At 65.8% G+C, this 20732-nt stretch carries 22 protein-coding genes, 1 tRNA gene and 1 other RNA gene; 8 read left to right on the top strand and 16 right to left on the bottom strand.

What is annotated here, in order from left to right; genetic code table 11:
- Positions 1-169: 169 nt before the first annotated feature.
- An RNA gene (rnpB, locus tag J7I89_RS04725) (RNase P RNA component class A) lies at positions 170-561 on the bottom strand.
- Positions 562-667: 106 nt separating this feature from the next.
- Here rnpB and J7I89_RS04720 point away from each other — a divergent pair.
- The 3 genes from J7I89_RS04720 (at position 668) to J7I89_RS04710 (ending at position 3307) form a co-directional block, all read left to right on the top strand.
- On the top strand, positions 668-1525 hold the full coding sequence (locus tag J7I89_RS04720) for a slipin family protein (RefSeq protein WP_214967777.1): 858 nt from the start codon (positions 668-670) through the stop codon (positions 1523-1525).
- 64 nt (positions 1526-1589) lie between these two features.
- Positions 1590-2477, top strand: coding sequence for an alpha/beta hydrolase family protein (locus J7I89_RS04715; RefSeq protein ID WP_214967776.1), 888 nt, complete (start codon positions 1590-1592; stop codon positions 2475-2477).
- A 65-nt stretch (positions 2478-2542) separates the two neighbouring features.
- Positions 2543-3307, top strand: a complete 765-nt coding sequence (locus J7I89_RS04710; RefSeq protein WP_214967774.1) for a YaaA family protein — start codon at positions 2543-2545, stop codon at positions 3305-3307.
- 68 nt (positions 3308-3375) lie between these two features.
- Here the strand turns inward: J7I89_RS04710 and J7I89_RS04705 are convergent, their stop codons facing one another.
- Both J7I89_RS04705 and J7I89_RS04700 read right to left on the bottom strand, forming a co-directional pair.
- Positions 3376-4113, bottom strand: a complete 738-nt coding sequence (locus J7I89_RS04705; RefSeq protein ID WP_214967772.1) for a zinc ribbon domain-containing protein — start codon at positions 4111-4113, stop codon at positions 3376-3378.
- Positions 4114-4173: 60 nt separating this feature from the next.
- On the bottom strand, positions 4174-5091 hold the full coding sequence (locus J7I89_RS04700; protein ID WP_214967970.1) for a Nif3-like dinuclear metal center hexameric protein: 918 nt from the start codon (positions 5089-5091) through the stop codon (positions 4174-4176).
- 100 nt (positions 5092-5191) lie between these two features.
- Between J7I89_RS04700 and msrA the strand changes: the two genes are divergently transcribed.
- The 3 genes from msrA to epsC all read left to right on the top strand — a co-directional run bounded on the left by msrA (position 5192) and on the right by epsC (position 7343).
- Positions 5192-5716, top strand: coding sequence for a peptide-methionine (S)-S-oxide reductase MsrA (gene msrA, locus J7I89_RS04695; protein ID WP_214967770.1), 525 nt, complete (start codon positions 5192-5194; stop codon positions 5714-5716).
- A 65-nt stretch (positions 5717-5781) separates the two neighbouring features.
- Positions 5782-6717: a cysteine synthase A gene (cysK, locus tag J7I89_RS04690; RefSeq protein WP_214967767.1), complete on the top strand. Its 936-nt coding sequence runs from the start codon at positions 5782-5784 to the stop codon at positions 6715-6717.
- 41 nt (positions 6718-6758) lie between these two features.
- The gene (gene epsC, locus J7I89_RS04685) at positions 6759-7343 is read left to right on the top strand and encodes a serine O-acetyltransferase EpsC (RefSeq protein WP_214967765.1); all 585 of its coding nucleotides are present in this window, start codon (positions 6759-6761) and stop codon (positions 7341-7343) included.
- 27 nt (positions 7344-7370) lie between these two features.
- Here epsC and J7I89_RS04680 read toward each other — a convergent pair whose 3' ends face one another.
- The 3 genes from J7I89_RS04680 to gndA form a co-directional block, all read right to left on the bottom strand.
- Positions 7371-7730 carry a VOC family protein gene (locus J7I89_RS04680; protein WP_214967762.1) on the bottom strand — a complete coding sequence of 120 codons (360 nt, stop codon included), beginning with the start codon at positions 7728-7730 and terminating at the stop codon, positions 7371-7373.
- 31 nt (positions 7731-7761) lie between these two features.
- The gene (locus J7I89_RS04675) at positions 7762-8595 is read right to left on the bottom strand and encodes an oxidoreductase (protein ID WP_214967760.1); all 834 of its coding nucleotides are present in this window, start codon (positions 8593-8595) and stop codon (positions 7762-7764) included.
- A gap of 133 nt (positions 8596-8728) precedes the next feature.
- Positions 8729-10165, bottom strand: coding sequence for an NADP-dependent phosphogluconate dehydrogenase (gndA, locus tag J7I89_RS04670; protein ID WP_214967757.1), 1437 nt, complete (start codon positions 10163-10165; stop codon positions 8729-8731).
- 238 nt (positions 10166-10403) lie between these two features.
- Between gndA and J7I89_RS04665 the strand changes: the two genes are divergently transcribed.
- Positions 10404-11132 carry a FadR/GntR family transcriptional regulator gene (locus J7I89_RS04665; RefSeq protein ID WP_214967754.1) on the top strand — a complete coding sequence of 243 codons (729 nt, stop codon included), beginning with the start codon at positions 10404-10406 and terminating at the stop codon, positions 11130-11132.
- Here the strand turns inward: J7I89_RS04665 and J7I89_RS04660 are convergent.
- Genes J7I89_RS04660 through J7I89_RS04650 form a run of 3 tightly spaced genes read right to left on the bottom strand, consistent with a single transcriptional unit; the run spans position 11129 to position 13901 of the window.
- The gene (locus J7I89_RS04660) at positions 11129-12202 is read right to left on the bottom strand and encodes an L-idonate 5-dehydrogenase (RefSeq protein ID WP_214967751.1); all 1074 of its coding nucleotides are present in this window, start codon (positions 12200-12202) and stop codon (positions 11129-11131) included. The two genes, J7I89_RS04665 and J7I89_RS04660, sit on opposite strands and share 4 nt — an antisense overlap.
- A complete protein-coding gene (locus tag J7I89_RS04655) occupies positions 12202-12972 on the bottom strand; it encodes an SDR family oxidoreductase (RefSeq protein ID WP_214967748.1) in 771 nt (256 codons plus the stop codon). The genes J7I89_RS04660 and J7I89_RS04655 overlap by 1 nt, the downstream gene beginning before the upstream one ends.
- Positions 12969-13901 carry an NAD(P)-dependent oxidoreductase gene (locus J7I89_RS04650; protein ID WP_214967746.1) on the bottom strand — a complete coding sequence of 311 codons (933 nt, stop codon included), beginning with the start codon at positions 13899-13901 and terminating at the stop codon, positions 12969-12971. Before J7I89_RS04650 ends, J7I89_RS04655 begins: the two co-directional genes overlap by 4 nt.
- 70 nt (positions 13902-13971) lie before the next feature.
- Here J7I89_RS04650 and J7I89_RS04645 point away from each other — a divergent pair, with 70 nt between their 5' ends.
- Entirely contained in the window at positions 13972-15036 is a 1065-nt protein-coding gene (locus J7I89_RS04645; RefSeq protein WP_214967744.1) for a D-2-hydroxyacid dehydrogenase, read from the top strand.
- 223 nt (positions 15037-15259) lie between these two features.
- Here the strand turns inward: J7I89_RS04645 and J7I89_RS04640 are convergent, their stop codons facing one another.
- The 7 genes from J7I89_RS04640 to J7I89_RS04610 form a co-directional block, all read right to left on the bottom strand.
- Entirely contained in the window at positions 15260-16609 is a 1350-nt protein-coding gene (locus J7I89_RS04640; RefSeq protein ID WP_214967742.1) for an MFS transporter, read from the bottom strand.
- Positions 16610-16779: 170 nt separating this feature from the next.
- Positions 16780-17577 (bottom strand): IclR family transcriptional regulator, encoded by a 798-nt coding sequence (locus J7I89_RS04635; RefSeq protein ID WP_214967741.1) that lies wholly within the window; start codon positions 17575-17577, stop codon positions 16780-16782.
- Positions 17578-17884: 307 nt separating this feature from the next.
- The gene (locus J7I89_RS04630; RefSeq protein ID WP_214967739.1) at positions 17885-18175 is read right to left on the bottom strand and encodes a hypothetical protein; all 291 of its coding nucleotides are present in this window, start codon (positions 18173-18175) and stop codon (positions 17885-17887) included.
- A 160-nt stretch (positions 18176-18335) separates the two neighbouring features.
- Positions 18336-18411, bottom strand: a tRNA-Val gene (locus J7I89_RS04625).
- A gap of 82 nt (positions 18412-18493) precedes the next feature.
- Positions 18494-19423, bottom strand: coding sequence for an NAD-dependent protein deacetylase (locus J7I89_RS04620; protein WP_214967737.1), 930 nt, complete (start codon positions 19421-19423; stop codon positions 18494-18496).
- 9 nt (positions 19424-19432) lie between these two features.
- On the bottom strand, positions 19433-19930 hold the full coding sequence (locus J7I89_RS04615) for a peroxiredoxin (RefSeq protein WP_214967735.1): 498 nt from the start codon (positions 19928-19930) through the stop codon (positions 19433-19435).
- A complete protein-coding gene (locus tag J7I89_RS04610) occupies positions 19927-20346 on the bottom strand; it encodes a DUF3052 domain-containing protein (protein WP_214967734.1) in 420 nt (139 codons plus the stop codon). The genes J7I89_RS04615 and J7I89_RS04610 overlap by 4 nt, the downstream gene beginning before the upstream one ends.
- Positions 20347-20732: the final 386 nt, after the last annotated feature.

Raw genomic sequence — 20732 nt, 5'->3', positions numbered from 1 at the left:
CCCCGGATGCCATTGGACGTTGCAAAGAAAAACGCCGGCTGCAAACGCAGATCCGGCGGAAGAACTTCTACGTTCACTGTCCATTCTAGGGCTGCCAGGATGCCCGGACCGCCGCGGAGTGCGTGAATTCACTCACACCGGGCCCCGGCCGGAAACGGCGGGCGTTATGTGGATGGGTTGACCGATACGCCGGGTTCTGTGCTCCCGTGCCGTTACCAGCGCGGGAGTAGCGGCCATCCATCTACGGACGCCGTTGCCGACGCCCTCCAGCGGCCTACCCGGACACTCGGGCGAGCAGCCCTCAAACGTGCCCTGTGTGGCCTTGCTCCGGGTGGGGTTTACCTAGCCTTCCCGGTCACCCGGGAAGCTGGTGGTCTCTTACACCACCGTTTCACCCTTACCTGCTTCGTGCCGCTTTCAAAACGGCGCGAGGCGGGCGGTCTGTTTTCTGTGGCACTGGCCTGCGGGTTACCCCGAGTGGGCGTTACCCACCACCCTGCTCTGCGGAGCCCGGACGTTCCTCGAGCCACTCTCGTGACGCGCGGCCGCCTGGTCAACCCATCCGTCGTCCAGTCTACGGGCTTCCCGGCCTGCCCCGCTCCGCGCCGGCCAGAGGGCGCGGTGAGACAATTAATATGCTCAAACTCTCGCAAAGGAGGGGATCCCCATGGACGCCACCACCATCGTTATTGTCGCCATCCTCGTTGTCCTGCTGCTGATAGTTGCGAGGATGTCCATCCGGATCGTTCGGCAGTATGAGCAGGGCGTGCTCTTCAGGCTGGGCCGGGTGGTCGGAGTCAGAATGCCGGGGCTGCGCTTCATCATTCCCGTCATCGACCGGCTTCACCTTGTCAGCCTGCGGATCGTGACCATGCCCATCCAGTCGCAGGGCATCATCACCCAGGACAACGTGAGTGTCGACATATCCGCGGTGGCGTACTACCGGGTGGTCGACGCCGTGAAGTCCGTGGTCGTGATCGAGAACGTCGCTGCCGCAATCAACCAGATCGCCCAGACCACGCTGCGTAAGGTGGTGGGCCGGCACAGCCTTGACCAGATACTGTCAGAGACTGAGAAGATCAACACCGACATCCGGGAGATCCTGGACGCCCTGACGCTCGAGTGGGGCGTGGCGGTCACGCTGGTGGAGCTGAAGGACATCCAACTGCCGGACGGCATGAAGCGTGCCATGGCACGCCAAGCGGAGGCCGAACGGGAGAAGCGCGCCAAGATCATCGCAGCGCAAGGCGAGGCCATCTCGGCGGCCGCCCTTGGCGACGCCTCGGACACCATGATGGCGCATCCGCTGGCACTGCAGCTCCGGAACCTGCAGTCGCTGGTCGAAATCGGCGTGGACAGGAACACCACGGTCGTTTTCCCGGCGCCGCTCATGAGCACCATCGGCGAGCTCTCGGCATTCCTCGCACGGGAGAGCCAGGCCGCGCAGGCGGCAGCACCGTCACCGGCGGCATCGTCACAGGCTGAATCGTCGAAGGCCGCGCCGTCCTCGGTGAAGGCGGCGTAACCAAGATCCGGCCGCTCGGCGGGAAGCCAAGGCGGCACGCACCTCCGAGGCTTATGATCGGGAAATGGACAACCGTCCCGTTGCCCGGCGTCGGCTGCTGCAGTGGACAGCATCCGGTGTTGGCGTCGCTGCGCTGACAGCCTGCACGGGCCCTCCGGACCCCAGGCCCGCTCCGGCCAGCACGACGGCGGCCGTAGCGCCATCGTCGAAATCCCCTGCCGGCCGTCCTCCGGTGGAAATGAACACGGGGTCCTTCGCCTCGAAATATCGGAAGGGGACGACAACCCACTGGACCGTCGCCACGCCGGTCCTCCCCGGGAGGAGGGCCACAGACTACCCGGTGGCCGTGTTCCTCCATGGCCTGGGGGGCAACAACAGGGGAATCTTCGATGGGCTTGGGGCGCACGCAGTCCTGGAGCGCCATCTCGCCGCGGGCGGAACTCCGATCGCCATTGCAGCGGTGGACGGTGGCGACACCTGGTGGCACGCCCGCGCCGACGGCAGCGACACCCAATCAATGCTGGTGAAGGAATTTGTTCCTTTCCTCGGAGCCCGGGGCTACGACCTCGGGCGCATCGGCCTGTTCGGCGTCTCCATGGGCGGCTTCGGCGCCCTGCTGTTGGCCTCGCAGGCCCGGCTGCCCGGCATCCGGGCCGTGGCGGCCATGAGTCCGGCGGTCTGGGACAGCTACGACGCACGCATCGACAGCGCCTTCGACAGCCCGGCTGACTTCGCGGCCCACGACGTATTCGCGCTCCGGCCAAAGCTCGCAGCGACGCCCAAACGGATCGACTGCGGAACCGAGGACGAGCTAATCGCCACGGTCAGGGAGTACGTCCGGGGACTCCCCTCCCCGGTCGAGGGCGGCTTCCAGCCGGGCGGCCACGACGAGGCCTACTGGCGGTCCGTCCTGCCGAACATCGTGTCTTTCCTGGGCTGGCACCTCGGCTGAGTGTGCTCGGCTAAGTGTGCGTCACGGGGGAACGGCCGGGCGGCGCGCACCGGTAAGATCGTACGGTGCTAATCCTGCTCCCCCCGTCCGAAGGCAAGACTCCGGCCGTCCGCGGCGACGCCATGGACTGGGCGTCCCTGAGCTTCCCTGAGCTCAATTCCTACCGGGCCAAGGTACTCGACGCCTTGGGAACTGTCAGTGCGCACGAGGACGCCCTAGCGTTACTGGGCGTCGGAGCGTCACTGAAGGACGACGTCGAACGCAACACCCGGCTGCACGCGGAACCGGCGGCGCCTGCCCACCAGGTCTATTCCGGGGTGCTCTACGATGCCCTGGGCTACAAGACGATGACGGCCGTCCAGCGCCGCAAAGCGGATGAATCGGTGCTGGTGATCTCCGCGCTCTGGGGTGCCATCCGGTTCGCGGACCCGGTCCCCGCCTACCGGCTGTCCATGTCGACTGCACTGCCCGACGTCGGACGCCTTGCGTCGTTCTGGAAACCGCAGCTCACGGACGCCCTCGCCGCCGTAGCCGACGGCGAGCTGCTGGTTGACTGCCGGTCGAGCACCTACGCCGCGGCGTGGACTCCCCCGGCGTTTAACACGGTGGCCGTCAACGTCTTCACTGAAGTCAAGGGCGTCCGCAAGGTGGTCAGCCACGTCGCGAAGCACACCAGGGGCGAACTGGCCCGGCACCTGCTGACCCGGCGGGGCAAGGCTCCGGAGACCCCGCAGCAGCTGCACAAAGCCGCCGGCGAAAAATGGACTTCGGAACTCGAACCCGGCACGGCCCGCAAGGCCCACGCGCTGAACATCATCCTGCCCGGCTGACACCCAAGTAGGTAGCAGCAGGCGCGGTTCTCAGCGCTGGGAACCGCGCCTGCTGTTACCCAGTTGGGTCAGACCCATTCGGCGGAGCGCACCAGGATGCAGCCGGAGTCGGGGCAGAAGACAATGTCGTCCTCGGCCGCAGCCTTAATTTCGGCGAGGTCGCCGGGGCTCAGCTGCATGCCGGAGCCTTCGGATGTTCCGTGGAAGAGCCTGGCAGCGCCAACTCCGCGCTTTGCCAGCGTTTTCTCGTACACGGCGAGCATTCCGCCATCCAGGCCCGCAGCGAATTCGGCGCGCCGGGCGGTCACCTCGGTGGCCTCTGAGGCGATTTCGGCAAGGGCGGCGTCGAGCTCCGCACGGATCACGCCAAACGAACCTTGGATGTCGTCAACGATGCGCTGCTGGGTTGCCTGCCGTTCGCGCAGGCCGTCCAGCCGCTCCAGCACCTCGAGTTCGACGTCTTCGAGATCTGAACGCCGCTTGTTGAGTGAGGCGATGTCCTTCTGCAGGGCAACGAGGTCCTTGGACAGGCCCGTGCCGCTGTTGAGCCGGGCTTCGTCCCGTTCGATGCGGCTGGCCACCTGCTCCACGTCGGCCTCGGCGCGCTTCAGTTCCGCCTCCGCGTCATGGACGGCCATCTTCGCGGCGCCGAGCTCGCCGTTGGCGATGCCGAGCGCGGCTTGGAGATCCGCGATCCGGGGATCAGTTTCAAGGCTGCGGCGGCGGTTGGACAGGGACCTGAGCCTGGCGTCCAGACCCTGGAGATCGAGCAACTTCAACTGTTCCGCCGGTGCTGCCTTGGCCACGATTACCTCCGCTTGTTCCATCCGGCGTGAGCCGGGCACCCCTACGGGGCTTTATAGACTCTAGTCCCCGCCGGGAGTCAGAATGAAGTCCCACGGATCGCTGTTGGTGGTGCTCACGCGGATCTCGACGTCGAGGCCCTGGTCCGCGAGGACGTTTCCGAGCGCGTCCGCGGCAGCCGGAAGCCACAGCCATTCGCTGGCGAAATGCGACACGTCGATAAGGTAAGGGCGGCCGTTGACCGCAGCCTCGCGCGCTTCTGACGCCGGATGGTGCCGGAGGTCGGCCGTGACGAACAGGTCCGCACTGCTGGCCCGGACTTCGTCAAAGAGCGAATCTCCCGCCCCGCCGCAGACGGCAATCCGGCGGACCAGGCCGTCCTTGTCCCCGGATACCCTGACGCCGCCCGCCACCGACGGCAGGATGCCGTAGACCCGGGCAGCGAAGTCGCCCAGGGTCATCGCCTCGGCGAGGTCGCCCACCCTGCCGATGCCTTCCTCCGGGAGTCCGTTGGCGGCAGGCGTCAACGGTGCGACGTCTTCCAGCCCCAGGGCGTCGGCCAGCACGTCCGAGACTCCTCCGACGGCGGAATCGCCGTTTGTATGGACGGTCAGCAGGGCCGTGCCCGACTCGATCAGGCGGTGGACTGCCCTGCCTTTGGCGGTATTCGCCGCGACCGTGGTGACGCCCTTGAGCAGCAGGGGATGGTGGGTGATGAGGAGCTCCGCGCCCCATTCGATGGCCTCGTCGATCACTTCGAGCGTGGGATCTACTGCGAACATGACCCGGGTAATTTCAGCGGACGGGTGACCCGCTACGAGGCCCACCTCGTCCCATTCCTCCGCCAGTGACTCGGGCCAGAGCTCTTCGACGGCCAGCATGAGCTGCCCGAGCGTGGCTGCATCAGATGATTCGGCGGCATCTGCCGCGTCCGGAGCTTCCTCCGGGTCTGCTGCAACGTCACTGTTCACAGGTTCCATACTCATATTTTTACCCTACAGTCGTGTCTGGCCGGTGGCCGCAATGTGCCCGTAGGGTTACTACGGGAATCATCCGCGTGCCTGAACCATTGAAGAGGACATGAAAACTTTTGTGCTTGGCGGAGGATGCTTCTGGTGCCTCGATGCCGTCTACCAGAAAACGAAGGGCGTCACGTCCGTGGTCTCGGGGTATACGGGCGGCCACGAACGCCACCCGGACTACTACTCCGTCTGCTCAGGCACCACCGGCCACGCGGAAGTCGTGGCAGTCACCTTCGACGATGAGGTTATCCCCGCCGAAGTCATCCTGGACATGTTCTTCGCCCTGCACGACCCCACCACGCTCAACCGCCAGGGGTACGACGTCGGCACGCAGTACCGTTCGTCCATGTTCTATGAGACAACTGAGGAGAAGATCCTCTTTGAGGAAGCGATCGAGCGGAACCAGGCCCTGTGGTCCCGGCCGATCGTGACCGAGGTCAGCCGGCTTCCTCACTTCTATCCCGCGGAAAATATCCACCAGAACTTTTACGCCAAGTTCCCCGAGGAGGGTTACTGCCAGGTCATCATCAACCCCAAGCTGGCCAAGGCCCGGAAATATTACTCTGCATGGCTTAATGCTTAGCAGGGTCGCTTGCGCCCTCGTTAGGCTGACCAAAGTATTCCCTCCTGAGAGATAGGCGTAAGTACATGGCACGGATCTACGACGATGTAACGCAGCTGGTAGGCGGCACCCCCCTGGTCAGGCTCAACCGGCTGACCGAAGGCCTGGATGCCCAGGTAGCCGTCAAGCTCGAGTTCTACAACCCGGCCAACAGCGTCAAGGACCGTATCGGCGTCGCCATCATCGATGCCGCTGAAAAGTCCGGCGCACTCAAGCCCGGCGGAACAATCGTTGAAGGCACGTCCGGCAACACCGGCATTGCGCTGGCCATGGTGGGCGCAGCCCGCGGCTACAAGGTCATCCTGACCATGCCGGAGACCATGTCCACCGAACGCCGTGTCATGCTGCGCGCCTTTGGTGCCGAGATCGTGCTGACCCCGGGCTCCGAAGGCATGCGCGGCGCCGTGGAGAAGGCCCAGGAAATCGTTGCCAACACGGAGAACTCCATCTGGGCCCAGCAGTTCGCCAACGAGGCCAACCCGGAGATCCACCGCAAGACCACCGCTGAGGAAATCTGGGAAGACACCGACGGCAAGGTTGACATTTTCGTCTCCGGCATCGGCACCGGCGGAACCATCACCGGCGTCGGCCAGGTCCTGAAGGAGCGCAAGCCCGAAGTCCAGATCGTGGCCGTCGAGCCCAAGGACTCCCCTATCCTCAACGGCGGCGCACCGGGGCCGCACAAGATCCAGGGCCTCGGCGCCAACTTCATTCCGGAGCTCCTGGACACCAACGTCTACGACGAGGTCCTGGACGCCACCCTTGAGGACTCCGTGGCCGTGGCCCGTGAACTCGGCGTCAAGGAAGGCATCCTCGGCGGCATCTCCTCCGGAGCCATCGTCTGGGGCGCCCTGGAGCTGGCCAAGCGCCCGGAAAACGCGGGCAAGCTGATTGTGGCTGTCGTCTGCGACTTCGGTGAGCGTTACATCTCCACCGTCCTCTATGACGACATCCGGGGCTAAGCCTTAACCAGCTGCTTTCCGTTTCCTGTAGAAAGATCTTTGTGGGCTTCTTCGCAAGACTTAAGGAAGACCTCGACGCCGCCCGGTCCCACGACCCGGCGGCTCGAGGTTCTTTTGAGAACTTTTTCGCCTATTCCGGGCTGCACGCCATTTGGGCGCACCGGCTGACGCACAAGCTGTGGCAGTACCCGGCACTTCGGTTTCCGGCGCGGCTCATTTCGCAGCTGGCCCGGTTCCTGACGGGAATCGAGATCCATCCGGGTGCCACGATCGGACGCCGGTTCTTCATCGACCACGGCATGGGCGTGGTGATCGGTGAGACCGCCGAAATCGGCGAAGACGTGATGATCTACCACGGTGTGACCCTGGGCGGCAGGTCCCTCGCGAAGGTGAAGCGCCACCCCACCATCGAGGACCGGGTCACGATCGGGGCCGGGGCGAAGATTCTCGGGCCCATCACGATCGGACGGGACAGCGCCGTGGGCGCCAACGCCGTCGTCGTCAAGGATGCGCCGCCCGAGTCCATCGTGACCGGCGTTCCGGCCAGCTGGCGCCACCGTGACGCCCAGCGCGAGACAAAACCGGCCGTGGATCCGGCCGAGTATTACATCGAGTACCGGATCTAATCAGTTACCGGAACTGACGCGGTGCGCTCAGTCCACGCAGAGGCAGAACGGATGGCTGGCGGGGTCGAGGAAGACGCGGAAGGTCGTGCCGGGCTGAGTGTCCGCTTTGGTGCCGCCCAGCGCGATCACCGCTTTCTCACCTTCGTCCAGGTCCTCCACAATGAGGTCGAGATGCATCTGCTGCGGCACGGTCTGACTCGGCCACTCCGGCGCCCGGTAGCCTTCGACCTGCTGAAACGAAATGCAGTTGCTGCCATCGTCAGGGCGGATCTCGGCCCAGGTGGGGTCGGCCTTCACCTCCCAGCCGAGCAGTGCACCGTAAAAGGTCGCGAGGGCCCCCGCGTCAGGGCAGTCAATAACGAGTCCTGGGAAGCGAGCGATAGCCATACCGGAATCCTACAACCGGCCCCGAATCAGGTCAGCGCGCGACGCGTTTGAGGACGGCCATGACCGCGGTGTCGTACACCCGGTCCGGCAGGATCCGCCGCAACGCCAGGATCGCGGCGGCGCCCCTGCCCACGGGATAGCGCGTCTTGGGGCGCGCCGAAGTGGCGGCGTGCAGGACCGCGTCGGCAACGATTTCCGGGTGCGTGGACGTGGCCGGCTTGTCGGTGGACGCCAGCACCGCGGCCATCTCCTTTGCCTGGTCCATGTACGGGCCGTGTCCGGAGCTGGCCAGCAGACCCTCAGCGGCGATGCGCCCCCACTCCGTCAGCGTGCTGGCGGGTTCGATGATTGAGACGCCGACGCCGTGCGGCTTCAGTTCCAGCCGCAGGGCATCGCTCAGGCCCTCGACCGCGAACTTTGTGGAGTGGTACCAGGTGCCGAGCGGTTCGTAGAACTTTCCGCCGATGGACGAGATGTTGATGATCCGCCCCTGTCCGGCGGCGCGCATGGCCGGCAGGACCAGCTGGGTCATCCGGGCCAGGCCAAAGACGTTGACATCGAACTGCCGCCTGCCTTCCGCTAGGTCCACTTCCTCCAGCGCACCGAAGGAACCGTAGCCGGCGTTGTTCACCAGGACGTCGATCCGCGCGTGAGCGTCCAGGACCGTGCCGACGGCGGTCCGCATCGACTCATCGTCCGTGACGTCCAGTGGCAGGACGGTGATTCCGTGGGCTTTGAGGGGTTCCATCCTGTCCACCCTCCGCGCCCCGGCGTAGACCGCGAACCCGCCGGAGGCGAGCTTTTTCGCTGATTCAAATCCGATGCCCGTGGATGCTCCGGTGACGAACGCTACTGGCTGGGACACGCGGGGCTCCTAGATTGGGGACGGTGCTCGGCGGGACAGCCGGCGCCGGACACACCAACGGCCGGCACCTCCCCAGAGTATCGGGGAAGTGCCGGCCGTAGGTGTCAGAGAAAATCCTGAGTTCAACCGGTGACTAGTGGGTGTCCACAGCCTCGATCTCGGACTTGTCCTCGCCCCACAGGGTGTGGAAGGTGCCCTCGGCGTCTACGCGGCCGTAGGTGTGCGCACCGAACAGGTCGCGCTGACCCTGGATCACGGCGGCCGGCAGGCGCTTGCGGCGCAGGCCGTCGTAGTAGGCCAGTGAGGAGGAGAACACCGGGACGGGGATACCCAGCTGCACAGCCGTGGCAACCACGCGGCGCCAGGCCGGGAGGACCTCGGCGATGGCCTTGGTGAACGCCGGGGCGAACAGCAGGTTGGCCGGCTTCTCGTCGGCGGCGTAGGCCTTGGTGATTTCCTTGAGCAGTTCCGCGCGGATGATGCAGCCGCCGCGCCACAGCGAGGCGATCTCGTCCAGCTTCAGGTCCCAGCCGTATTCCTTGGCCGCGGAGGTCAGCATGTCCAGGCCCTGGGCGTAGGAAACCAGCTTGGAGGCGTACAGGGCCTGGCGGACGTCCTCAACGAACGTCTCCGGGACCTCGACGGCGATTTCCTCGCCGGCGAGGAGTTCCTGGGCCAGCTTGCGCTGCTCGGCCTGCGAGGACAGGGCGCGGGCGAACACGGATTCGGCGATGCCCGACGTCGGGGACCCCAGTTCCAGCGCGGAGATGACCGTCCAGCGGCCGGTGCCCTTCTGGCCGGCTGCGTCCACGACCACGTCCACGAACGGCTTGCCGGTGCGGGTGTCCACGTGGCCCAGGACCTCGGCGGAGATCTCGATCAGGAAGGAGGCGAGCTCGCCCTTGTTCCACTCGGCGAAGATCTTGGACTGCTCGGCCGGTTCGATGCCCGCGCCGGAGCGGAGGAGGTCGAAGGCTTCGCCGATGACCTGCATGTCGGCGTATTCGATGCCGTTGTGGACCATCTTGACGAAGTGGCCGGCGCCGTCGGTGCCGATCCACGCGCAGCAGGGCTGGCCGTCAACGTTAGCGGCGATCTTTTCCAGCAGCGGACCGAGGGCGTCGTAGGACTCCTTGGAGCCGCCGGGCATGATGGACGGGCCGTTCAGGGCACCTTCCTCACCGCCGGAAACGCCGATGCCCACGAAGTGCAGGTCCTTCTTGGCCAGGGCGGCTTCGCGGCGGCGGGTGTCCTCGTAGTGCGAGTTGCCGGCGTCGATGATGATGTCGCCCGCCTCCAGCAGCGGCTCGAGCTGCTCGATCACGGAGTCAACCGGCTTGCCGGCCTTAACCATGATCAGGACGCGGCGCGGCTTCTCCAGCGAATTAACGAGCTCTTCAAGGCTTTCGGTACGGACGAAGTCGCCTTCGTGACCGTACTTTTCCAGCAGTGTGTCAGTCTTCTCGACCGACCTGTTGTGCAGGGCAACAGTGAAGCCGTTCCGGGCCAGGTTGCGGGCAAGGTTGGCACCCATCACCGCAAGGCCGGTGACACCGATGTGTGCTGACATCAAAACTCCAATTCATTTCTGTGCAACGTGTGCATTGGGTCCCGCACGTCCTGCGGAACACGCTTGAGGCAAAGTGGCTGTGAATAAACCATATGTATTGCGGGCCACATGGGGAAAGTGGCGCCCACGTAGTGGAAAGACGCGCGTCACAAACAGTCTATGATGTGCGGCGCCGCGCGCGCCCGCGGCCGGGGCTGCGCGCGAAACAAACCGGCGCCGCCCGATTATGCTTACGAATATGTCAACCAGCCTCCATCACCGTGCCATCGAGCACTTGGGAACCCGAATCGTCGGCGGCAGCCTCCCCACGGGCCACGTCATGCTGGCGGAGCAGCTGGAGGACGAGCTCAAAGTGTCACGCTCGGTGGTCCGCGAGGCCGTCCGGGTGCTCCAGTCGCTCGGCCTGGTGGAAACCACCAAGCGCGTGGGGATCAGGGTCCTCCCGCCCCACCGCTGGAACCCCTTCGACCCCCAGGTCATCCGCTGGCGGCTGGCCGGTGAAGGCCGCGGCGCCCAGCTAAGGTCGCTCGCGGAGCTGCGGTCCGCCGTCGAACCCGTTGCCGCGGAACTCGCAGCCATCAACGCTCCGGACGATCTCCGCAGGGAGCTGCTGGAGGTGGCCCTCGCAATGCGCGACGCCGGCCAGGCCGGCGACGTGCCCCGGTTCCTGGAACTGGACATCCAGTTCCACTCGCTGCTGCTCAGCGGGTCCGGCAACGAAATGTTCGCCAACCTCGTGGGCCAGGTGGCCGAAACGCTGACCGGCCGCACGGTGCACGGGCTGATGCCGGACCGCCCCCGCGACGTCGTCCTCCAGTGGCACCTGGACGTTGCCAAGGCCATTTTCACCGGCGACGCCGCGGAAGCCCGCGAGGCGTCCAGCATGATCATGCGCCAGACGATCTCGGAGATGGAGCCGGTATGGGTCGAGCAGCCGCGGGTGTTCGTCCCCGTGCCGCGCCGCTAGCGACCCGGCGCAAAGTCCAGCAGCACCTTCCCGGATTCGGCGGAGTTGCGGGCGACGCCGAAGGCTTCGAGCGCTTCTTCCACCGGGTACTCGTGGGTGATGACCGGTTCGATGTGGAGGGTGCCGTCGGCGAGGGCGGCGATGACGTCGTCGATTTCGTCGTTGAAGCGGAAGGAGCCCTTGAGGTCGAGTTCCCGGGTGATGGCCAGGGAGATCAGGACCGGCTGCGGGCCGGTGGGCAGCAGGCCCACCATCACCACGGTCCCGCCCCGGACAGCGCCCTGGATCGCGGAGGCCAGGCCGTGGTGGCTTCCGGAGGACTCGATCACCACGTCTGCCTCGACGGCGGCGATCGCCTCCGCGTCGCCGGCCGTCAGCACCTCATCCGCTCCTACCGCGGAAGCGATCTCGAGCGGTTTGGCGTGCATGTCGACGGCGACGATCCGGGCCGCCCCGGCCCGCTTCAGCACCGCCACGGCCAGCGCGCCGATGGGTCCGCTGCCGATCACCAGGGCGGTCTTGCCCGCGACGTCACCGGCCCGTGCCACGGCGTGCCAGGCCACACTGGCGGGTTCGATCAGCGCGGCCGTGCGCAGGTCAAGGTTCTCCGGCAGCGCCCGGAGCATCCGCACCGGCAGGTTCACGTACCGGCTGAAGGCGCCGTCGGTGTGCGGGAACCGGGCAGCACTGCCCAGGTAGGTGCAGCCGGGTGAGAGGTTGGGCCGGTCCGCCGGATACCGCGCCGCGCCCGGCCCCGGCGTCGCCGGGTGGACCGCGACGGCGGTCCCCGCGGCGGGACCGGTGCCGTCCGCCGCGGGCCGGACCACCCGCCCGGAAATCTCGTGCCCGAGCACCAGGGGCGCCCTCAGGACCGATTCCCCCGCCGCGCCGTGCAGCCAGTAATGCAGGTCCGAGCCGCAGATGCCGCCGTAACGGACCTCGACGACGGCCTCGTCCGGACCCGGCGCGGCCAGCGGGACCTCCTCGATCCGCAGGTCGCCCTTCGCGTGCGCGACCACCGCCGGGCCCGAGGCCGGCAGAACCGGTGAACCCTCCGTCACCGGTGCCATCAGACCACCACCGTCATTCCGCCGTCGATGAAGATCGTCTGGCCGTTGACGAAATCCGAGCCGCTCGAGGCCAGCCAGACCGCCGGGCCCGCCAGATCCTGCACGGTGCCCCACCGGTTCGCCGGCGTCCGGCCCAGGATCCAGGCATTGAACTCCGCATCATCCACCAGGTTCTGCGTCATCTCGGTATGGATGTACCCCGGCGCGATCCCGTTGATCTGCAGCCCCGAGGCCGCCCATTCGGCGGTCATCGCACGGGTCAGGTTCCGCAGCCCGCCCTTCGCCGCAATGTACGGGGCGATCGTGGGGCGGGCCAGGTCGGTCTGCACGGAGCAGATATTGATGATCTTCCCCCGGCCCCGGGGAATCATGTGCCGGGCCGCCTCCCGGCCCACCAGGAACGCACTGGTCAGGTCCGTGGAAATCACCCGCTCCCAGTCCTTCACATCCAGCTCCAGCATCGGCACCCGGTGCTGGATCCCGGCGTTGTTCACCAGGATCTCCAGCGGACCCACGTTCTCCTCCACCCACGCGATGCCCCGCGCGGCCTCGACATCGCTGGTGACATCGAACGCGCAGCTGTGCACCCGGCCAGGCGCATAGCCGGCCGCCATCACAGCCTCGGCATCCTTGAGCCGCTCCGGATTAAGCCCGTTCAGCACCACGGTCGCGCCGGCATCAGCCAAGGCCCGCGCCAGGGCATTGCCGATCCCCCGGCTCGAACCCGTCACCAGGGCAATGCGCCCGGTCAGGTCAAAAAGTGCACTCATTCTGGAAGGGTCCCTCTCTTCGCGGCGTCCGCGGTTGTCCTGCTGAGATTGGAAATGGTCTGCCTTACGACGGCGAGGTCCTGGTCCCCCAGCCCCTGCCGCTTGAGTTCTGCGTAGAGTTCGACGCCGGCCCTCGCCATGGGGACTGCGGCCCCTGCCGCTTCGGCCGACTCAACGACGAAGGAAAGGTCCTTGTGCATGAACTTGGCCGGCCCGGTGGGCGTGTAGTCCTTGTGCACGAGCCGCGGGCCCACGATGTCCAGGACCCGGCTTCCGGCGAGTCCGCCGGCCAGGACCTCGTACAGGGCCTCGACTTCCAAACCGGAGCGCTCGGCGAGCTCAGCCGCCTCGGCGAGCGCCGCCGTCGTGGTTCCCACGATCAGCTGGTTGCAGGCCTTCGCCAGGGATCCGGCACCGAGCGGGCCCAGTAGCCGCACCGTGGTCCCCATGGCCTCGAACAGCGGCAGCAGCCTGCGGAAGTCCGCTTCGTCGTCGGCTCCGGCCATGATGGCCAGGGTTCCCTCTGTGGCGCCCTTGGTGCCCCCGCTGACTGGCGCGTCCACGACCACGGCGTTGCCTGCGCTGGCTTCCCGGACGCGGCGGCCGAATTCGCGGACGCCCTCGGGGGAAACACTGCTCATGACCACCAGGGCGGTGCCGGGTGCCGGAGGGGTGTCCGCCCAGCTGGCCAGCAGGCCCGCCGCCGCCTCCTCGATGTACCGCAGGTCCGGCAGCATGAAAACGGTCACGGGCTCGTCGCGGAGCGCAGCCACGTCACCCGCCACCCCGCCGCCGCTCTGCCTGAAATCCTCCAGCGCGGCGGGCGAGCGGTTCCAGGCGGTGACCGACCACCCGCTCCGGAGGAGGTTCGCCGCCATGGGCGCCCCCATCAGTCCCAGGCCGACGAAGCCCGCTCTCTGTATGTTCATATTCAGCGCACCCTCACATCTTCGTGGTTCATCTATGGAAATCTGTTCAGTATCCTAGCCCCTATTCAGTATGATGAACACTATGACGACTGAAACCACTGTCGCGATCGCCGTCCCGCTCGAAGCCGAGCTGGTGGAACGCATCCGCGCCGTAGACCCTTCCGTGACCGTTCTCCACGAACCCGAACTGCTGCCTCCGGAGCGTTTCCCCGCCGACCACGCCGGCGACCCCGTGTTCAAGCGCACCCCCGAGCAGGAGGAGCGCTACTGGGCGATGCTGGGCAAGGCCCAGATCCTGTATGGCTTTCCGAATGAAAGTCCTGCCGGACTGGCCCGGATAGCGCGGGAAAACCCGCGCCTGCAGTGGATCCACGCCATGGCCGCCGGGGCGGGCGGTGCCGTCAAGGCCTCGGGCCTCGACGCCGAGACGCTGGGCAAGTTCGAAGTGACCACCTCCGCGGGAGTCCACGCCCTGCCGCTGGCCGAGTTTGCCGCGCTGGGCATCCTCAACGGGTTCAAGCGGAGCGCCGAGCTTGCCCGGGACCAGGCCGCCAAGGTCTGGCCGGAGCTGCGGACTCCGACGCGGCTGGTCAACGGCTCATCGCTGGTTGTCACCGGGCTGGGTGAGATCGGCCTCGAAACGGCTCGGATTGCCCGCGCGCTCGGCATGAAGGTCAGCGGGACCAAGCGCAACGTGGAGCCGATCGACGGCATCGAAGAAGTGGCTGACAACGCCGGCCTGGCCGGCCTGCTGGCCTCGGCCGACGCCGTCGTGAACACCCTGCCCGGCACGCCCTACACGGAGAAGCTCTTCAACCGCGAGATTTTCGCGGCCATGAAACCCGGCACCGTGTTTGTGAACGTGGGACGCGGAACGGTGGTGGACGAGGATGCGCTGCTGGAGGCCCTGGAAAACGGCCAGGTCTCGTACGCCTGCCTCGACGTTTTCGCCGTGGAGCCGCTCCCCCAGGACAGTCCGCTGTGGAACCACCCCAAGGTGATGGTCTCGCCGCACACGTCAGCACTGAGTGCTGCTGAAAACCGCCTCATCACCGAGCGGTTCTGCAGCAACCTGCGGACCTTCCTCGACGGCGGCGAACTCCCCCACCTCGTGGACACGGTCCACTTCTACTAAACCCGGCGCTCAAGCAGGTCAATTAGCTGAGGGCGGCTACTCCGGAAGCGGAGGAGCCGCCCTTTGCGTGCGCCGCACCGCATGCGCGCCGCCAGACCGGATGCGCCGGGCCGAGCCTAGTGCACCTGCCGCGGGGACAAGGCCGCGGCCCCTTCCCGGATGGAAGGGGCCACGGTTCTGGAGCGCAGTACGGTGCTGGGCTGTGGTGCCAGCTGGCGTGGTGCTAGCTCGCGTCCTCCGTAAGCACGAGGTCACGGCCCACAGTCTCAGGAGTGAAGAAGGTGGTGGCAAAGGAGATCAGCGCAAGCACCAGCGAGTAGAACGCCAGCACCAGCCAGGAGTGGTCCGTTGCCGCCAGGAGGGATGCGCCCACCAGCGGAACCAGCCCGCCGGCCAGGACAGCCGAGAGCTCGCGGCTCATGGCCACACCGGTGAAGCGGTACTGGGAGCCGAAAAGCTCAGGCAGCAAGGGGCACTGCGGGCCGAGCATGGACTGGACGCCCAGGGCGATGCCCACCACCATGACCACCCACACGAGTGTGACGTTGCCCAGGGTGACCAAGTAGAACGCCGGGAGTGCGATGACGGCCTGGAACAGCGCGCCGTAGCGGTAGACCGGCACACGGCCGAACCTGTCCGACAGTGCTCCGAATGTGACCACCATGATGGCGGCGAAGCCTGCGGCGATCAGAAGTCCCACCGGCCCGATGAACTTGTCGCCGGGGAAGACGCCGTCCTTCGCCGCAAGGAATGCGATCAGGAGGGCGGAATAGATCGAAGAGTTGCCGTTCTCGCCCATGCGCAGGCCGATGCCGATGAGGACGTTCTTCTTCGAGTGCTTCCACAGCTGCCCGATGGGGTTCTTGACCACGTTCTTGTGCTTCTCCAGCTCCTGGAAGACCGGGGTTTCCTTGAGCCGCAGCCGGATAAAGATAGCCACCGCAATCAGGACCACGCTCGCCAGGAACGGAACGCGCCACAGCCAGCCTTCCAGGACGGCTTTGTCGGCCATGGCAATCAGCGCGAAGGTTCCGGCACCGAGGAGGGTGCCCAGCTGGATTCCGACGAACGGCAGGGAAGCGAAGAAACCACGACGGCGGCGCGGTGCGACTTCCGAAATAAGAGTGGTGGCGCCGGCCTGCTCGGCTCCGGCGCCGAGCCCCTGCAGGATGCGCAGCGTCACGAGGAGGACTGCGCCCAGCATGCCGGCCTGCTCAAAGGTGGGAAGCAGGCCGATCGCGAAGCTGGCGGTGCCCATCAGCCCGATCGTCAGGATGAGTACCATCTTGCGGCCGAACCTGTCGCCGATGTAGCCGAAGATCACGCCGCCAAACGGGCGCGCCGCGAACCCCACACCGTAGGTGGCGAACGACGCGATCAGGGCGCCGTCGTCGCCGAGCGGCTTGAAGAACAGCGGCCCGAAGATCAGGGCCGACGCGAGCCCGTAAATGTAGAAGTCGTAGTACTCCAGCGCGGAGCCCACGGAGCTGGCAAGAGTTGCCCTCCGCAGCTGTTCCGGTTCGACGACGGCGCCGTCCGCATCAGCCAGCGGTGAATCAGTACGAGTAGTCACAAGCACTCCCTCAAAGACACAACAGGCCCCCGTTGGCCTGGTGGGATAGCGGCAACACGCCATGGCGTCGGTCACTATGTTGAACAGAGTACAACATGATGAACGGCTCGCCAATACCCGATGTCGCCGCCCGCGCAAAGGCGCGAATGTAACGCGGCTCGCAGGCCCGTTCAGCCCATCGGATTACCCAAAGACCTCGCCAGCTCGTTGAGTTCCTTGACCATTTGGGCGCCCTGCTCCTCGGAGTACGTCGCCTTCAGTGCCGTCACGGAAAGCCCCAGGCTGGGCCCGTGAGCGCCGCGGGTTGGCACGGACACGGCGAGACAGACCACGCCGGTGGTGGATTCCTCATCTTCGAATGCATAGCCCTTCTCGCGGATCTCCCGGAGCTGGGCCTTGAGTTCTGCGCCCGTGCACAAGGACTTCGGGGTCAGCACCGGAAGCTCCGCATCATCGGCGAACATGGCGTCGATGTCATGGTCATGGAGCCGGGCAATGAGGGCCTTGCCCACGGCGCACAGCGAAACCGGCATCTTGTCGCCGATATTGGACGTCAGTCTGACTGCCGGATGGCCTTCATACCGCGCGAGATAGATGACGTTGGTGCCGTCCAGCATGGCAATCCGGACGGTTTCCCCGGACAGCGTGGGCGCCTGCTCGCAGAAACGGTAAAACTCCTGCACCTCGTCGAGCCTGCTCAGGTAGGCCGCACCGAGCTCAACAAGCTTTCGTCCCAGGGTGTATTCGGCTCCCTGCCGGCTGATCAGCCGAGCCTCTTCGAGGGCGAGCAGCAGGTTGGACGTCGACGACTTGGGTATGCCCAGCTCGCGGGCCAAGTCACTGAGGGTCAGCCTGCCCATCGCGGAACCCGCGAGGGCCTCCAGGACGGCCGCCGCCCTGGTGACGGCCGGCGCCGGCGAGGTGCTGCCCAATCCGTCGTTGGGCCGGGGGGCGCGGGAATCGACCATGATTCTCCTTCAATCGGTACGCGCTCGGAGAGCGCGGGCAGCTTCGGCGACCAGCCATGCCAAACACAGCGGAGGTCCGCATCTGTTCATTTGGCTGAACACTTACCATCATAATGGCTTTGGTCGTCAGTGGAATCAGCGTTGGGCGTCGAAGCTGAAGGCGTGATGCTGCCAATCGGGGGCCGTTAATGTCATTTGCCGACGGCACGGCGAAACAGTTTCGTGTTTCCAAATGTTCACGGTATATTCAAGTTAAGCCTTCCACCGCGGCATCCCCCAATAGTCGCGGTGGAAGGCTTATCCAATTTCAGGCCGCATCCGCAATGGCGCTCCGCAGCTTCCAGCCGCCGCCCAGGCCGTCGCGCATGATCTCCATGGTGGTCAGGGCCGACTCTTCGTTCCGGCCCAATCTCGCCTGAAGACGCCACACCTCCACGTCCACGCGACTTAGGCCCAGGGGCATTCTGCGCTCGGCCTCCCACCAGCTGACGCGTTCAAACCAGCGGACCGGCTCAGCCCCGACAGTCCACTCACGTCCGCCACGGATGACGGCGCCGGGCCGGCCATCGGTAGAGGTTCTCACCAGCACATGTTCCATGCCCGCAGACTATGGAGGGGCACTGACACTAATGGGTCAGGCATTTCAGGGTCGGGCATTTCAGGGCCCGGCGTGTCCGCGGAAGGACATCCCCGCGAAACCCCAGGGAAACACAAAACCCCGCCCGGCAGGCTGACAGGCCTGCGGGGCGGGGTTTTCGTGGTGGGTCCTACCGGGATCGAACCGATGACATCCACGGTGTAAACGTGGCGCTCTACCAGCTGAGCTAAAGACCCATTCTGCCGGTTTTCGCACCGAAGCGCTCGAACCAACGAACATAGACTCTACCGGATCAGAGCCCTGAAACGCCAATCCGGGTCAGGGCGCCGGAAGTCCCGGCAGCTCCGCGGCCAGCCAGGCAAGGGTTTCACTGACCCCGGCCGCGAGCTTGATGGTTGCCAGGTCATCGCTGCGTGTCTCACCGCGGTTAATGATGACCACGGGCTTGCCCTGTTTCGCGGCATGCCGGACAAAGCGCAGCCCGCTCATGACACTGAGGGAAGAACCTGCGACCAGCAGCGCGCCGGCCTCGTCCACCATGGCGTAGGCACGTTCGACCCGCTCTTTCGGGACGTTTTCGCCGAAGTATACGAAGTCGGGCTTGAGGACACCGCCGCAGGCAGGGCACCGTGCAACCACGAAGCCGCCGATCAGTTGCGAGTCCTCGACCGTGGCGTCGGCGTCCGGCGCGATTTCACCCGCTCCGGATTCCAATGCCCGGCGCAGGAAGCCCGGATTCAGCTCCTCCAGCACGGCCGCGAGAAGTTGCCGGGAGTAAGTACGCTTGCAGTCGAGGCAGATCACCTGGTCAAAACGGCCGTGCAGGTCAACCACGTTCACGCTGCCGGCATCCTCATGCAGCCTGTCAACATTCTGCGTGATCAGCCCCGTGAGGAGTCCCCGCCGCTCCAGCGCGGTAACCGCGGCGTGGCCGGCATTGGGATCAGCCCGGCGGACGTGGGACCAGCCGATGTGGTTCCGCGCCCAGTACCGTTGCCGGTTCGCCGCGTCCCCCACGAACTCCTGGTAGGTCATGGGCGACCTCGGCGGCGAATCGGGCCCCCGATAGTCTGGGATCCCCGAATCCGTGCTCAGCCCGGCTCCCGTCAGGAGCGCCATGCGCAGCCCGGACAGGAGGGCCTTGATGCCGCCCAGAACTTCAAGATCACCGGCAGACGGCTGGGCCCGTGGCACGGGCGGCAGGCTGGCAAACCCTGTCAGGCCTATGCCGGTCCGCCGCTGATCCATGGCTCGGACCTAAGCCAGACCTGCCAGCACCCGGCGGTATTCGCCGAGGTCACGCGCCTGTCCCCGAGGGTTGACCACGACGTACCGGACTGTGCCGCCGCCGTCGATGATGAAGGTCCCCCGGCGCGCCATTCCGCTTTCAGCGTCAAAGACGCCGTACTTTTCAGCCACAGCGCCATGCGGCCAGAAGTCAGCCAGCAGGCTGAAGCCGTAGCCCTCTTGCTCGGCGTACGCCCGCAGGGCGAACTTGCTGTCCACCGAGACTGCCAGCACTTCGGCGTCGGAATGTTCGAACACGGCCAGGTTGTCCCGGATCTCGCACAACTCGCCGGTACAGATGCCGGAGAATGCGAACGGATAGAAGACCAGGACCACGTTGCGCCCACGGAAGTCCGCCAGCCGGACTGGCTCGCCAAACTGGTTCACCAACGTGAAATCCGGAGCCTGCTCGCCTACCGCGGGCACGCCAACGACTTCCGTTGTAGCAACGGAACCAGGTGCCGTCACTTGTTCTTCCTGGTGACCAGGCGCGTGGCGCTCCAGTCCTTGGACACACCCGCTGACGTAGTCAGGTGAAGCCCCGCTGTGGGTGCAGCTTCCTGGATCTCCCCCGGGGACACGTAACCGGGCCTCCCCGACTTCGGCGTCAGCACCCAGACCACACCGTTCTCGCTAAGCGTGGTCAGTGAATCCACGAGCGTGTCAACCAGGTCCCCGTCGCCGTCCCGCCACCAGAAAATGACGGCATCAACAACGTCATGGTCGTCTTCGTCCAGGAGCTCGGACCCGGTGAGATCCTCTATGTCGTCACGCAAGTCGAAGTCGACGTCGTCGTCGTAACCGAACTCCTGAATCAGATCCCCGTTCTTGAAACCCAATTTTTCCGCCACATTTACCGAAGTGGCGGCGTCGGCCTCGCTCACGTGTTCCTCCTATGAATGGTGATATCGATTACTCCAAGCCAACACCCTTTGGGCGTGTGCTTCAAGCTAGTGCGGCCGCGGTGCGGCTTATTCTGCGTCACACAACCAGTATGACGGTCAAATACGGCAGGGGCGTCAGGCGCGGCTACGCATCGGCAAGCCGTCAGAGCTAGAGTGACTGTTGACATCTATGCCTGCGGGGCGACCGCCCTGGATGAATAAGCAGTCGTAGACGAGATAGAACCCTGCCCGGCGCACATGACCGGGCTGTTGTAACCGATATGTCGCACACGTCGCGTTCACGCCGGGCAGCTACCCTGCCGGACCTGAGGGCGCCGATGCATGCGCGCAAAGAGAGGTTGGACGTGGCTGCAGGAGAAGATACC

It is taken from the genome of Arthrobacter sp. ISL-5, from assembly GCF_018613835.1.
In the GTDB taxonomy this organism is placed as follows: Bacteria; Actinomycetota; Actinomycetes; order Actinomycetales; family Micrococcaceae; genus Arthrobacter.
This window is presented reverse-complemented; position numbering and strand designations above follow the sequence as displayed.

Bases quoted from the DNA above. Each gene is read 5' to 3' on its own strand.
- J7I89_RS04650 (WP_214967746.1), bottom strand. From the start codon at position 13,901: ATGAACATACAGAGAGCGGGCTTCGTCGGCCTGGGACTGATGGGGGCG.
- J7I89_RS04715 (WP_214967776.1), top strand. From the start codon at position 1,590: ATGGACAACCGTCCCGTTGCCCGGCGTCGGCTGCTGCAGTGGACAGCA.
- J7I89_RS04635 (WP_214967741.1), bottom strand. From the start codon at position 17,577: ATGGTCGATTCCCGCGCCCCCCGGCCCAACGACGGATTGGGCAGCACC.
- J7I89_RS04665 (WP_214967754.1), top strand. From the start codon at position 10,404: ATGTCAACCAGCCTCCATCACCGTGCCATCGAGCACTTGGGAACCCGA.
- J7I89_RS04655 (WP_214967748.1), bottom strand. From the start codon at position 12,972: ATGAGTGCACTTTTTGACCTGACCGGGCGCATTGCCCTGGTGACGGGT.
- J7I89_RS04660 (WP_214967751.1), bottom strand. From the start codon at position 12,202: ATGGCACCGGTGACGGAGGGTTCACCGGTTCTGCCGGCCTCGGGCCCG.
- J7I89_RS04680 (WP_214967762.1), bottom strand. From the start codon at position 7,730: ATGGCTATCGCTCGCTTCCCAGGACTCGTTATTGACTGCCCTGACGCG.
- msrA (WP_214967770.1), top strand. From the start codon at position 5,192: ATGAAAACTTTTGTGCTTGGCGGAGGATGCTTCTGGTGCCTCGATGCC.
- J7I89_RS04720 (WP_214967777.1), top strand. From the start codon at position 668: ATGGACGCCACCACCATCGTTATTGTCGCCATCCTCGTTGTCCTGCTG.
- J7I89_RS04645 (WP_214967744.1), top strand. From the start codon at position 13,972: ATGATGAACACTATGACGACTGAAACCACTGTCGCGATCGCCGTCCCG.
- J7I89_RS04700 (WP_214967970.1), bottom strand. From the start codon at position 5,091: ATGGAACCTGTGAACAGTGACGTTGCAGCAGACCCGGAGGAAGCTCCG.
- J7I89_RS04620 (WP_214967737.1), bottom strand. From the start codon at position 19,423: ATGGATCAGCGGCGGACCGGCATAGGCCTGACAGGGTTTGCCAGCCTG.
- J7I89_RS04630 (WP_214967739.1), bottom strand. From the start codon at position 18,175: ATGGAACATGTGCTGGTGAGAACCTCTACCGATGGCCGGCCCGGCGCC.
- cysK (WP_214967767.1), top strand. From the start codon at position 5,782: ATGGCACGGATCTACGACGATGTAACGCAGCTGGTAGGCGGCACCCCC.
- gndA (WP_214967757.1), bottom strand. From the start codon at position 10,165: ATGTCAGCACACATCGGTGTCACCGGCCTTGCGGTGATGGGTGCCAAC.